This window comes from Caulobacter sp. SLTY (assembly GCF_009905535.1).
Lineage (GTDB): Bacteria > Pseudomonadota > Alphaproteobacteria > Caulobacterales > Caulobacteraceae > Caulobacter.
This window is the reverse complement of the sequence record NZ_JAAALA010000010.1, coordinates 1-12,924: the sequence shown is the minus strand read 5'-3', so window position 1 is coordinate 12,924 and position 12,924 is coordinate 1. Positions and strand designations below refer to the sequence as shown.

General features: G+C 68.7%; 12 protein-coding genes. 6 read left to right on the top strand and 6 right to left on the bottom strand.

What is annotated here, in order from left to right; genetic code table 11:
• The first annotated feature begins 28 nt into the window (after positions 1–28).
• Complete coding sequence (locus tag GVN21_RS07585) at positions 29–412, top strand: hypothetical protein (protein WP_166574124.1); 384 nt, start codon at positions 29–31, stop codon at positions 410–412.
• Positions 413–418: 6 nt separating this feature from the next.
• Here GVN21_RS07585 and GVN21_RS07580 read toward each other — a convergent pair whose 3' ends face one another.
• The 3 genes from GVN21_RS07580 to GVN21_RS07570 form a co-directional block, all read right to left on the bottom strand.
• Positions 419–2,134: a D-aminoacylase gene (locus tag GVN21_RS07580; RefSeq protein ID WP_166574123.1), complete on the bottom strand. Its 1,716-nt coding sequence runs from the start codon at positions 2,132–2,134 to the stop codon at positions 419–421.
• A gap of 122 nt (positions 2,135–2,256) precedes the next feature.
• Complete coding sequence (locus GVN21_RS07575; RefSeq protein ID WP_166574122.1) at positions 2,257–2,955, bottom strand: HAD family hydrolase; 699 nt, start codon at positions 2,953–2,955, stop codon at positions 2,257–2,259.
• A 29-nt stretch (positions 2,956–2,984) separates the two neighbouring features.
• On the bottom strand, positions 2,985–3,227 hold the full coding sequence (locus tag GVN21_RS07570; RefSeq protein ID WP_166574121.1) for a DUF1272 domain-containing protein: 243 nt from the start codon (positions 3,225–3,227) through the stop codon (positions 2,985–2,987).
• A 77-nt stretch (positions 3,228–3,304) separates the two neighbouring features.
• Between GVN21_RS07570 and carA the strand changes: the two genes are divergently transcribed.
• Both carA and GVN21_RS07560 read left to right on the top strand, forming a co-directional pair.
• Positions 3,305–4,468 (top strand): glutamine-hydrolyzing carbamoyl-phosphate synthase small subunit, encoded by a 1,164-nt coding sequence (carA, locus tag GVN21_RS07565; protein WP_166574120.1) that lies wholly within the window; start codon positions 3,305–3,307, stop codon positions 4,466–4,468.
• A 377-nt stretch (positions 4,469–4,845) separates the two neighbouring features.
• Positions 4,846–6,024, top strand: coding sequence for a heparan-alpha-glucosaminide N-acetyltransferase domain-containing protein (locus GVN21_RS07560; RefSeq protein ID WP_166574119.1), 1,179 nt, complete (start codon positions 4,846–4,848; stop codon positions 6,022–6,024).
• Here the strand turns inward: GVN21_RS07560 and GVN21_RS07555 are convergent.
• The 3 genes from GVN21_RS07555 to GVN21_RS07545 form a co-directional block, all read right to left on the bottom strand.
• The gene (locus tag GVN21_RS07555; protein WP_166574118.1) at positions 6,021–6,410 is read right to left on the bottom strand and encodes a hypothetical protein; all 390 of its coding nucleotides are present in this window, start codon (positions 6,408–6,410) and stop codon (positions 6,021–6,023) included. The genes GVN21_RS07560 and GVN21_RS07555 overlap by 4 nt on opposite strands.
• 162 nt (positions 6,411–6,572) lie before the next feature.
• Positions 6,573–7,028, bottom strand: a complete 456-nt coding sequence (locus GVN21_RS07550) for an SRPBCC family protein (protein ID WP_166574117.1) — start codon at positions 7,026–7,028, stop codon at positions 6,573–6,575.
• Positions 7,025–7,438 carry a cupin domain-containing protein gene (locus GVN21_RS07545; protein ID WP_166574116.1) on the bottom strand — a complete coding sequence of 138 codons (414 nt, stop codon included), beginning with the start codon at positions 7,436–7,438 and terminating at the stop codon, positions 7,025–7,027. Before GVN21_RS07545 ends, GVN21_RS07550 begins: the two co-directional genes overlap by 4 nt.
• A 171-nt stretch (positions 7,439–7,609) precedes the next feature.
• Between GVN21_RS07545 and carB the strand changes: the two genes are divergently transcribed.
• From carB to GVN21_RS07530, 3 genes are all read left to right on the top strand, one after another.
• Positions 7,610–10,900: a carbamoyl-phosphate synthase large subunit gene (gene carB / locus GVN21_RS07540; protein WP_166574115.1), complete on the top strand. Its 3,291-nt coding sequence runs from the start codon at positions 7,610–7,612 to the stop codon at positions 10,898–10,900.
• A gap of 75 nt (positions 10,901–10,975) precedes the next feature.
• Positions 10,976–11,311 carry a hypothetical protein gene (locus tag GVN21_RS07535; protein WP_166574114.1) on the top strand — a complete coding sequence of 112 codons (336 nt, stop codon included), beginning with the start codon at positions 10,976–10,978 and terminating at the stop codon, positions 11,309–11,311.
• Positions 11,308–12,924, top strand: a 1,617-nt coding sequence (locus tag GVN21_RS07530; protein ID WP_166574113.1) for a methyl-accepting chemotaxis protein, incomplete at its 3' end; no start/stop codon positions are given. The genes GVN21_RS07535 and GVN21_RS07530, both read left to right, overlap by 4 nt.

Here is a 12,924-nt window from a genome sequence, read left to right as displayed (position 1 = left end):
GGCGCCTGCCCAACCTGGAGCTCCCGGTATGACCGCCTCTCTCAAGCTCGGCCTGAAAGCCGCCCTTCTTTCGGCCGCTGCGCTGGTGCTGACCACCCTCGGAGCGGCGCCAGCCCACGCCCAGGGCTCGGCCGCCTGGTTCTGCTACGTCTCGGCCGAATCGTCCGAACCCAAGGGCGTGGTCATCAGCCAGGTCTTCGAATGGTACGGCGAGGGCCGGCCGCCGCAGAACGTCATGGGATCCCAGTTCGAGAAGATTTCCCGCCCCGAGATGCCGTCGGCAAGGTGGCCCCTGTCGAACTGCAGCAAGGAGCGCGTCCAGATCGAAAATTCACGCACCCACGTGATCTCGACCTATGCCCGCCTGGGCGGAGCAGTCCGGCAGGTCTTCTACGCCTACGAGGCCGACTGACCCGCCTTACCAGGTCCAGTCCTTTGCGGACTTGCGGCAGCCGCCGTCTTTCCAGCCTGTCCAGGCCCGGCCGCGCACGAACCGGCCGGTGAGCTTGCCGGTCGGCTCGCCGTTGGCCAGGGCGACACCGCCGTTGACGATCACGTGGCTGACCCCGACCGAATACTGTTTGGGATCGGCATAGGTGGCGCGGTCGCCCACCGTCGCCGGATCGAAGATCACCACGTCGGCGTGGTAGCCGGCCTTGAGCAGGCCCCGGTCCTTCAGCCCCAGGTTATGGGCCGGGAAGCTGGTCATCCGGCGAATGGCGTCGGGCAGGGTCAGGGCCTTCTCGTCGCGGGCGTACTTGCCTAGCACCCGGGTGAAATTGCCGTAGGCGCGGGGGTGGGTGGAGGACTTGAGGAACACCCCCTCCGGCGCCAGGGCGGCGGCGTCTGAGCCGAAGCTCATCCAGGGCAGGGCCGTCTGGCGCTTCACATTCTCCTCGCTCATCAGGAAGTAGACCACCTGCACCCGGCTGCCGTCGGCGATGACCAGGTCGATCATCGCGTCCTCCGGAGAGACGCCGCGCTCCTTGGCCACCTCGGCCAGGGTTCGTCCGGTCAGGGCTTTAAGCGCCGCGGTGCGGAAGCCGACCAGGATGGTCCCTTCGGCCCCGGCGTGGCGGTAGAGGTTCTCGTAAGGCGCCTTGGGGTCGCGGATTTCGCCGATCACCTTTGCCCGGGTGGCGGGGTCCTTCAGCCGGGCGATCCAGGCCTCGCGACCGCCGGCCTGGACCCAGGGCGGCATGGCGGCGTCGAACCCCGTCGAGCCCGCCGTGTAGGTGTACATGTTGGCGGTGATCCGCAGGCCGGAGGCGCGGGCCGCCTCGATGCGGGCGATAGCCGGGTCCAGCTTGTCCCAGTTGGTCTTGCCGGCCGCTTTCAGGTGCCAGATCTCGGCCGGGGCGCCGGAGCGGCGGGAAATCTCGATCAACTCGTCGATGCCGTCCAGCAACCGGTCGCTCTCGTAGCGCATGTGGCTGACATAGATGCCGCCACACCGGCCGGCCTCGGCCGACAGGGCGACCAGCTCGTCGGTCTCCGCATAGCCGCCCGGCGCGTAGATCAGGGAGGAGCCGACGCCCAGTGCCCCCTCCTCCATCGCCTGGACGACCAGGCCGCGCATGGCCGCCAGCTGCTGTGGGGTCGGATCGACGTCGCCTTCGCCAAGCACATAGGTGCGGGCCGTCTCCGCCCCGATCATCGAGGCGACGTTGGGCCCGACGCCCTTCTTCTCGAGCATCTCCAGGTAGCCGCCGAGGGTGCTCCAGGTGATGGGATACTTGACGTCCCCCTGCCGCTCGAGCTCCTGGGCGGTCATCGCGGGGGTGAGCGGCCCCATCGAGGAGCCTTCGCCCATCACCTCGAGCGTGACCCCCTGCTTGAGATCCGACAGCCCCCGGCCGTCCTCGATCAAACTCTCGGTGGCCCAGGACAGCATGTTGATGAAGCCGGGCGAGACGGCCTTTCCGGCGGCGTCGATCTCCTCGCGCCCCCGGCCGGAGACCTTGCCCACCGCGACGATCCGGTCGCCGTCGATGGCGAGATCACCCTTGAACGGCGGCCCGCCGGAGCCGTCGTAGATCACCCCGTTGCGGATGACGAGGTCGTGGGTCGGGCCGCTGTCCGGCGTCGAGCAGGAGAGCAGGAGCAAGGCGACGAGCGGCAGCAGGCGTTTCATGGCGGGCTCCTGAGGGACGCTGCAGGTTAGCGCGGCGGGTCGATTCCACCAGCCGCCACCTTTCACCCCAAACCCCGTCATCCTCGGGCTCGTCCCGAGGATGACGGGGTTTGGGGTGGCGACTATCCTGCCAGCTCTTCCAGCCAGCCCGGCAACTCCGCCAGCGTGCTCAGCTCCCGATACCGCGGATGGTCCGCCGGCGCGCTCGCCGCCTCATGGGCCCAGACCAGCGGATAGGGAATCAGGGCGGCCCAGGCTCCGGCCTCCAGCGCCGGGATGACGTCCGACTTCACCGAGTTGCCGGCCATCACGGCCTGCTCGGCGCCGGTGCCGTGACGGGAAAATACCCGCTCGTATGTTCCGCGATCCTTTTCGCTGACGATCTCCACCGCGGCGAACAGGTCGCCCAGGCCGCTGGCCGCCAACTTCTGCTCCTGATGCAAGAGGTCGCCCTTGGTAATGAGCACCAGCCGGTACTTCTCCGACAGCTGCGCCAGGGCGATCTCCACGCCCGGCAAGGGCTCGACCGGCTCGGTCAGCATCTCGCGGCCGGCCGCCAGGATCTCCTGGATGACGCGGGTCGGAACCGCTCCGTCGGTGATCTCGATGGCCGTCTCGATCATCGACAGGGTGAAGCCCTTCACCCCATAGCCGTAGAGCCGAAGGTTGCGCTTCTCCGCCTCAGCCAGGCGCGCCTCGAGGGTCGCCTCATCGGCATGCGGCTCCAGCAGCCCGACGAACCGCTTGTGGGTCAGGCGGAACAGGGTCTCGTTGTGCCAGAGGGTGTCATCGGCATCGAGGCCGACCGTGGTGATACGCATGGGCCGGGTTTACCCGATTCCCGCTCCGGTCAGACGCAGGCTGCGTGCCGTTTCACCACCCGCCCCGTCGATCCGGGAAACTTGGCCAGCAGCGCCGACGGCCGGGCCGCCCGGGCTACCAGCCCGCCACCGCAGTTGGGGCAAACCCCGGCGAACCGCCGCTCCGCGCACCTCGCGCAGAAGGTGCATTCGAAAGAACAGATCATAGCCCCGGCCGCGTCTGGGGCCAGGTCGGTGTCGCAGCATTCGCAATTGGGGCGGAGTTGGAGCATAGGAGCCTCCGATAGCGTTTGACCCGGGGGGGCCGAGTCACTACCTACGCGGCCGTTTGCCCACCCGGAGACCCACCATGACCGACCTCCTGCCCGGCGTCACCGGCGTTCTGGTCCTGGCCGATGGGACCGTTCTTCAAGGGATCGGCGTCGGCGCGGTCGGCGCGGCGGTGGGCGAGGTCTGCTTCAATACCGCCATGACCGGCTATCAGGAGATCCTGACCGACCCCAGCTACATGGCCCAGATCGTCGCCTTCACCTTCCCGCACATGGGCAATGTCGGGACCAACAGCGAAGACCTGGAACAGATGAGCGGCGGGTCGGAGACGGCGGCCCGGGGCGCCATCTTCCGCGATGCGCCCACCGACCCGGCCAACTGGCGCTCCAACGCCGACCTGGCGAGCTGGATGAGCCGCCGGGGGATGATCGGCCTGTCCGGCGTCGACACCCGCAGCCTGACCCGTCTGATCCGCGAGAAGGGCATGCCCCACGCGGTGATCGCCCACAGCCCGACCGGCGAGTTCGATATCCCTGCCCTGGTCAAGCAGGCGGCCGACTGGTCCGGCTTGGTCGGCCTGGACCTGGCCAAGGACGCCACCACCCGCCAGACCTTCACTTGGGACGAGACCCAGTGGGAATGGGGCGACGGCTACGGCAAGCTCGAGACCCCGAAGTACGAGGTCGTGGTCATCGACTACGGCGTCAAGCGCAACATCCTCCGCAGCCTGGCCTCCATCGGCGCCCGCGCCACCGTCGTGCCGGCTGACACCTCCGCCGAGGACATCCTGGCCCGCAATCCCGACGGCGTGCTGCTGTCCAACGGCCCGGGCGATCCCTCCGCCACCGGCGCGTACGCCGTCCCTGAGATCCGCAAGCTGGTCGATAGCGGCAAGCCCGTGTTCGGCATCTGCCTGGGCCACCAGATGCTGGCCCTGGCGCTCGGCGCCCGGACGGTGAAGATGGAGCAGGGCCACCACGGGGCCAACCACCCGGTCAAGGACCTGACCACCGGCAAGGTCGAAATCGTCTCGATGAACCACGGCTTCACCGTCGACCGGGACAGCCTGCTCGCCCCGGTGACGGAGACCCACGTCTCCCTGTTCGACGGCACCAACGCCGGCCTGGCCCTGACCGACAAGCCGGTGTTCAGCGTCCAGCACCACCCGGAAGCCTCCCCCGGGCCAACGGACAGCCTCTACCTGTTCGAGCGCTTCGCCGGGCTGATGGACAAGGCGAAGTAGCCTCTCACCAGTTCCTCCCCCTTCGGGGGAGGGCTATCGCATATGGCTGATGGTCTCGAAGACTTGTTCAGCCGCCGTGAGATGTCTCTTCTCCCCTTGCGGGAGAAGGTGTCGCGAAGCGACGGATGAGGGGTCGATGACCCTCTAAGCGGCGATATGGCGGTGACCACAGGCTGTGTAGGAGGCCAGTGCGACCCCTCATCCGGCCTTTCAGGCCACCTTCTCCCGCAAGGGGAGAAGGGACACCAGAGGCGAACTCCCTCACCAAGCTACGCAAGTTCAAGTGCGATTGCCCTGCCCGATGGGGGAGGAACTGGGGCCTTGTCGGCCTCGCTAGCGCATGGCCAAACTCCCACTGGGCAAGAGGGGGCCACAGCATGACCGAGCCAGTCACCGCCGAAGGCGCGCCCAAGCCACGCCTCACCTCCATCGACATGCTGCGCGGCCTGGTCATCATCCTGATGGCCCTCGACCACGTCCGCGACTTCTTCCACGCCACCGCCTACAGCATGGACCCGCTGGATCCGACCAAGACCCATTTCTGGCTCTACCTGACCCGCTGGATCACCCATTTCTGCGCCCCCACCTTCGTCCTGCTGGCCGGGGTTTCCGCCTTCCTCCAGGGAACCAACGGCAAGGGCAAGAAGGCCTTGTCCTGGTTCCTGCTGACGCGGGGGCTTTGGCTCATCCTGCTGGAGTTGACCCTGATCAACTTCGGCTGGAACTTCACCTTTGCCGGGTTCGGGCTGATCGTCATCTGGGCGATCGGCGCGGCGATGGTGGTCCTGGCCGCCCTGGTCTGGCTGCCGACGCGGGTGGTGCTGGGCATCGGGGTGGCGATCATCGTCGGCCATGTGCTGCTGGCGCCGATCGACGCGAATGCCGTCGGCGCGCTGGGGCCGCTGTGGGTCCTGCTGATGGAGCCGGGCTTCATCCCGCCAATGACCTTCGTAGGCTATCCGGTGATCCCCTGGATCGGGGTGATGGCCTTCGGCTACGGCATAGCCCCGGTCTTCCAGCTGGAGCCGGCTCGGCGGGCGCGGATTCTCACGATCCTCGGCCTGTCGATGATCGGCGCCTTCCTGGTCCTGCGCGGCTTCAACCTCTACGGCGATCCCGCGCCCTGGAAGGACCAGCCCGGCGTCCTGCGCGACGGCTTCGCCCTGTTCAACGTCGCCAAATACCCGCCGTCGCTGGCCTATGTGCTGATCACCCTGGGCCCGGCCTTCCTGCTCCTGCCGCATCTGGAAAAGGCCAAAGGCTGGTTCGCCCAGGTGCTGCTCGACTTCGGCCGGGCGCCGATGGCCTTCTATGTCCTGCACATCTTTCTGGGCCATGCGCTGATGCTGATCATCGGGGTGGCGATGGGCTTTCCGCTGCAGGTGTTCCTGGGCTTCATGGCCAACCCCCAGCCGCTGATCGAAAGCGGCTGGGGCTTCTCGCTCGGCGTGGTCTATGCCGTCTGGCTGCTGGTGCTGGTGCTGCTCTGGCCGATCTGCCGCTGGTGGGGCCGGTTGAAGCAGCGCCGCCGCGACTGGTGGCTGAGCTATCTCTAGAGGCGCATCGCCCGGCCATTCTCGATCCGGAACCGGGCCGCGCCGGAAAAGCCACGGCCGAAGACCCTGACATCATAGATCACCCTCGGCGCCAGCGGCGTCGCCGGCGGGCCCCACAGTTGCCCGCCCGCCGGAACCTCGCCGTATCGCACCACAGTTGGCCGCCGGTCCGCGACGCGGGCGGTGCGGATGGCCCAGATGCGCTGGCCGTCCTCGGTGATCTCCAGGGAGCCCGGAAACTCGATGTTGGGCTCACCAAACGGGCTGGTGCGTCGAAAGCGAAACAGCGGCGCTTCGGCCGGCCCGGAGACCTGAACCTCCACCCCATCCTGGCAGCCACCCAGCCACAGAGCTGGAGCGGCCACGATCAGGCTGCGTCTATCCATGGCGCCATCCCCAGCGCGCGACGAGCTTCGGCGCCGCACGCGGCCGACCGCTGGCGACAGGGGGCCGCGCGTCGTCCCTTCGCCCAGCCCCATGTCGGGGATGTTTCGGAATCATGGCGGGCGGAAATAGGGCCGTTCGGCGTCAGAACCCGGTCGATGAACCTATTCGACGAACGACGCCAGGTTCGCCAGGCTGGAGGCGATGCCTTCCTCGTGGTCCGCCTGCGAGATCCCCGGGGGCACATCGGCGCAGGCGACGCTGACCAGCGTCCCGCCCTCGGCCGGCTCGAAGGTGGTGGTGATGGTCATCGTCCCGGCGAAGGCGGGGTCCGGGCTGTCGAAATCCACCTGCTCAACGATGCGGCGGCCCGGGACCAGTTCGACGAACCGCCCCTCGAACAGATCGACATTGTCGCCGGACTTACCCGCCGTGGCGGCGTCCTCATAGACGAACGCCATCCGATAGCCGCCGCCCTCACGCGGGTCGAACGCCTCGATCCGCGCCGTCATTCCCTCGGGCGGGCGCCAGGCGGCGATAGCATCCGGATCAACGTAGGCGGCGTAGAGGCGCTCCGGGCTGGCGGCGATCAGGCGCTGGCCGGTGTCGGTGCGGCTCACGGCTCCTTCCGCACCGTGGTCGCTGCCCCCGGCGGCGCCTGGTCGATGACCAGCAGGACCGTCGGCGTATCCCCCAGCGCCGTCCCCGTATGCCACTGGTCGCGGGCCTCGACGATGGTGTCGCCGGGCTTGAACTCGGCCGAGGTTCCGGTGTCCAGGTTGGTCACCCGGATGTGGCCGGCCTCGACATAGGCCAGCCGCTGATGGGGATGCTTGTGGACCGGAAGGCTGGCGCCGGCGGGGATGGTCACCCGGCTGACGGTGACCTCCACCGGCCCATCGGGGCCGAGGATCGGCTGGCCGGTGTTGGTCGTCCCATAGCGTCCGAGCACCACGGTTTCCGGCGCCTGGGCCACCGCCGGGGCGGCGACGCAGAGCAACAGGGCAGCGGCGAAGGCGGCGGCTTTCATGGTGGTGTCTCCCTGTGGGCATGGTGCGGGATCGCGGAGCGCGGATCAACGCTTGCCCAACCCCCCTCCCCCCTCTAAACGGGCGCCTTAGCCTGAATGATGACTCACGGGGGACGGGCGCGCGGCTGCGCGACCGCCTCTGTGCGCGACTTGGAACGACATAGAGACCCCATGCCCAAACGCACCGACATCAAGTCCATCCTGATCATCGGCGCCGGTCCCATTGTCATCGGCCAGGCCTGTGAGTTCGACTATTCGGGGGTCCAGGCTTGCAAGGCGCTGCGGGCCGAGGGCTATCGGATCGTGCTGGTCAACTCCAACCCGGCCACGATCATGACCGACCCGGAGGTGGCCGACGCCACTTACATCGAGCCGATCACGCCCCAGATCGTCGCCAAGATCATCGAGAAGGAGCGCCCCGACGCCCTGCTTCCCACCATGGGCGGCCAGACGGCGCTGAACACCGCCCTGGCGCTGGAATCGATGGGGGTGCTGGAGAAGTACGGGGTCGAGATGATCGGGGCCAAGGCCGAGGTCATCGACAAGGCCGAGGACCGCCAGAAATTCCGCGATGCGATGGACAAGCTGGGCCTGGAATCGCCCAAGTCCCACGCCGCCCACACCATGGACGAGGCCCTGGAAGGCCTCGATTTCGTCGGCCTGCCGGCCATCATCCGCCCCAGCTTCACCCTGGCCGGCACCGGCGGCGGCATCGCCTACAATGTCGAGGAGTTCCGCGAGATCGTCGAGCGCGGCCTCGACCTCTCCCCCACCACCGAGGTCCTCATCGAGGAGAGCGTGCTGGGCTGGAAGGAGTATGAGATGGAGGTCGTCCGCGACAAGGCGGACAACTGCATCATCGTCTGCTCCATCGAGAACATCGACCCGATGGGCGTCCATACCGGCGACAGCATCACCGTCGCCCCGGCCCTGACCCTGACCGACAAGGAATACCAGCGCATGCGGGCGGCCTCGATCGCCGTGCTGCGCGAGATCGGGGTGGAGACCGGCGGCTCGAACGTGCAGTTCGCGGTCAATCCCGCCGACGGCCGGATGGTGGTCATCGAGATGAACCCGCGGGTGTCGCGGAGCTCCGCGCTCGCTTCCAAAGCGACGGGTTTCCCGATCGCCAAGATCGCGGCAAAGCTAGCGGTCGGCTACACCCTCGATGAGCTGGATAATGACATTACCGGCGGCGCCATGCCGGCCAGCTTCGAGCCCAGCATCGACTATGTGGTCACCAAGATCCCACGTTTCGCCTTTGAGAAGTACCCGGGATCCGAGCCCTACCTGACCACCAGCATGAAGTCGGTCGGCGAGGTCATGGCCATCGGCCGCACCTTCGCCGAGAGCCTGCAGAAGGCCCTGCGCGGCCTGGAGACCGGCCTGACCGGCCTCGACGAAATCGACATCCCCGGCGCCGAGGACCCCGACACCGCCCACGCCGCCGTGCTGCGCGCCCTGGCCAATCCCACCCCTGACCGCCTGCGGGTCATCGCCCAGGCCTTCCGCCATGGCCTGACCGTGGAAGAGGTCAACGCCGCCTGCAGCTACGAGCCCTGGTTCCTGCGCCAGATCGCCGACCTGGTGCGCGAAGAGGGCATCGTCCGCGCCGCCGGCCTGCCCGCCGCCGACGGCATGCGCCGCCTCAAGGCCAAGGGCTTCTCCGACGCCCGCCTGGCTAGGCTGACCGGTATGAGCGAGGGCGAGGTCCGCGCCCGCCGCCACGCCCTCAACGTCCGCCCCGTGTTCAAGCGCATCGACACATGCGCCGGCGAGTTCGCCGCCACCACCCCCTACATGTACTCGACCTACGAGACCGGGGCGCTGGGCCAGGCGCCCGACTGCGAATCCGAGCCGTCGGACCGCAAGAAGGCCATCATCCTGGGCGGCGGCCCCAACCGGATCGGCCAGGGGATCGAGTTCGACTACTGCTGCTGTCACGCGGCGTTTGCGCTGGCGGAGATCGGCGTCGAGTCGATCATGGTCAACTGCAACCCGGAGACCGTCTCCACCGACTACGACACCTCCGACCGCCTCTACTTCGAGCCGCTGACAGCCGAGGACGTGCTGGAGCTGATCGCTGTCGAGATGAGCAAAGGCACGCTTCTCGGCGTAATCGTCCAGTTCGGCGGCCAGACCCCACTGAAGCTGGCTCATCCGCTGGAACAGGCCGGCGTGCCGATCCTCGGCACCACCCCCGACGCCATCGACCTGGCCGAAGACCGCGAGCGCTTCCAGCAACTGCTGCACCGCCTCGACATCGCCCAGCCGCGCAACGCCCTGGCCCGCAGCGGCGAAGAGGCGATCGCCGCCGCTGATGAGGTCGGCTTCCCGGTGGTCATCCGTCCGTCCTACGTTCTGGGCGGCCGGGGCATGGAGATCGTCCACGATCACGCCCAGCTGGAGCGCTACATCGCCACCGCGGTGCAGGTCAGCGGGGACTCGCCGGTCCTGATCGACCAGTACCTGCGCCGCGCCACCGAGGTGGACGTCGATGCCCTGTGCGACGGCAAGGACGTCTTCGTCGCCGGGGTGATGGAGCATATCGAGGAGGCCGGGGTGCACTCGGGCGACAGCGCCTGTTCCCTGCCGCCCTTTTCGCTGAAAGCCGAGACCATCGAGGAACTGAAGCGCCAGACCACCGAGATGGCCCTGGCCCTCAATGTGCGCGGCCTGATGAACGTGCAGTTCGCCATCGAGGAGCCGCTCTCCCACAGCCCGCGCATCTACGTCCTCGAGGTCAACCCGCGCGCCAGCCGCACCGTGCCCTTCGTGGCCAAGGCCATCGGCCATCCTGTGGCCGCCATCGCCGCCAAGTTGATGGCCGGCGTGCCCCTGGCCGGGTTCGGCCTGACCTACGAGACGCCCGACCATATCGCGGTCAAGGAAGCGGTCTTCCCCTTCGCCCGCTTCCCGGGCGTCGATACCGTGCTGGGTCCGGAGATGCGGTCGACGGGCGAGGTCATGGGCCTGGACTGGAAGCGCGAGGGGGAGACCGACCTCGGCCCCGCCTTCGCCCGCGCCTTTGCCAAGAGCCAGCTGGGCAGCAGCATCGACCTGCCGCGCGAGGGCGCCGCCTTCGTCTCGGTCCGCGATGCCGACAAGCCGTTCATCCTGGATGCGGTGCGCAACCTCAAGAGCGCCGGCTTCAAGGTGCTGGCCACCAGCGGCACCTGCGCCTGGCTGAAGGAGAACGGCCTGGAGGTCGAGCTCATCCGCAAGGTGCTGGAGGGCCGCCCGCACATCGTCGACGCGATGAAGAACGGCGAGGTCCAGCTGGTGATCAACACCACCGAGGGCCGCCAGTCGATGAGCGACAGCTTCGCCATCCGCCGCACCGCCCTGATGATGAAGATCCCCTACTACACTACCGCATCCGGCGCCGTGGCGGCCGCCCAGGCCATCGCCACCGCCCCGGCCGAGTCCCTGCAGGTGCGACCGCTGCAGAGCTACGGTTAACCCGCGACAAAATTCCACAGCCGGGGCGGCCCGCCGTTCCGGATTTGGTAAGGCGCTCCGTGGGATGCGGGGCGAATGACCGGTTCCAAGCCCGATTCCGGCGGTGGCTGGGCGCTCCCCATCGGAGCCCTGGCCCTCAGCACGGCCGCCCTCCTGACCCTGGCCGCCGCGCCGGGGCGCGCGGACGCCATGGCCGCTGTCTATCCCCCCTGGTGGACCCCCGCCCGCGCCGCCGCCTCGGCGACCGCCGAAGGTGACCTGCAGGCCATCGGCGGGATCGCCACCATCCTGGTCGTGCGGTCCGACCGTCCCGACCTTGGCCACCGACTGCGCGCCTCCGGCGCCCTGTTCCTCATCGACTCCCGCCTGGCGTCCTTCTGCGCCACGCCCACTGATCGAGATCCCGCATGACCTTCCTCGACATCCAGGGCCAGCGTCGCCAGACCGCAGCGGCCGTCGTCGGCCTGTTGTGGCTGCTGGCGCCGATCATCCTCGCCTCGCGGCTGGTGCAGGGCGGCGACTGGATCGCGCTGAGCCTCGCGGCGGTGGCCGTGGCCGGCGCGGCGACGGCCGCCTGGCGCGGGCTTGCCGAGTCCTCGGCGGTGCGCGCCACCCTCGGCGTCCTGCTGATGGCCCAGGTCTCGGTGCTGGTCGCCGCCTTCCAGGGTCATGCCTGGCAGGCCGACATGCACATGGCCTATTTCGCCGCCTTGGCCGTGTTGGCGGGGTTCTGCGACTGGCGGACCATCGCCGTGGCCACGGTGGCGGTGGCCCTGCACCATCTGTCGCTCAACTTCCTGCTGCCTGCGGCGGTCTTCCCGGGCGCCGGCAGCCTCGGCCGGGTCATCGTCCATGCCGTGATCCTGCTGGTCGAGGCCGGGGTTCTGATCGTCTCTACCCGCAACCTCGAAGCCTTGTTCGCCGGCTTGGAACAGCGGGCCGAGGAAGCGCGCCAAGCCCTTGCCGCCGCCGAAGCCGCCGGCCACCGGGCCAGCGAAGCCCAAGTCGCCAAGGCCGAGACCGAATCCCGCACCGCCGCCGAGCGCGCCGCCACCCAGGCCGACCAGCAGGCGGTGGTCGCCGCCCTCGGCGCCGCGCTGGAACAATTGGCCGCCCGTGACCTGACGGTGCGTATCAACAGCGCCTTCCCGCCGGAATACGAACAGCTGCGCGGCCACTTCAACGACGCGGTCGAGGCCCTGACTGAGACGCTCTCGGCCGTCCTGCGCTCAGCCGAGACGCTGAACGCCAGCGCCGACCAGATCGCCCACGCTTCTGACGATCTGTCCAACCGCACCGAGACCCAGGCCGCCGGTTTGGAAGAGGCCGCCGCCGCCCTCGACCAACTCACCGCCTCGGTCCGCCGCAGCGCCGAAGGCTCGCGCGAGGCCGCCGGGCTGGTGGGCTCGGCCCGCGGTTCCGCCGAGGAGTCCGGCGAGGTTGTCCGCCAGGCGACCACAGCCATGGCCGCCATCGCCGAGTCCTCACGCCAGATCGGCCAGATCATCGGGGTGATCGACGAGATCGCCTTCCAGACCAACCTGCTGGCCCTCAACGCCGGCGTCGAAGCCGCCCGCGCCGGCGACGCCGGGCGGGGCTTCGCGGTCGTCGCCCAGGAAGTCCGCGCCCTGGCCCAGCGCTCGGCCGAGGCCGCCAAGGAGATCAAGGCCCTGATCAACGCCTCCACCGGCCAAGTCGGCGAGGGCGTCCGCCTGGTCGGCGCCACCGGCCAGGCCCTCGGCGGCATCGCCGAGCAGGTCGGCCGCATCTCCGGTCTGGTCGACGAGATGGCCGCCGCCAGCCAGGAACAGGCCTCGGGCCTGGCGGAAATCAACACCGCCGTGAACCAGATGGACCAGCTGACCCAGAAGAACGCCGCCATGGTCGAGGAAAGCACCGCCGCCACCCACGCCCTGCGCGAGGAAATGGACGCGATGACCGCCACCGTGCGCCGCTTCGGCCTGGGCCAGGCCCCCGCCATGACCAGGTCCAGGGCCATGCCCGCCGCCCCCCGCGCCTTCGAC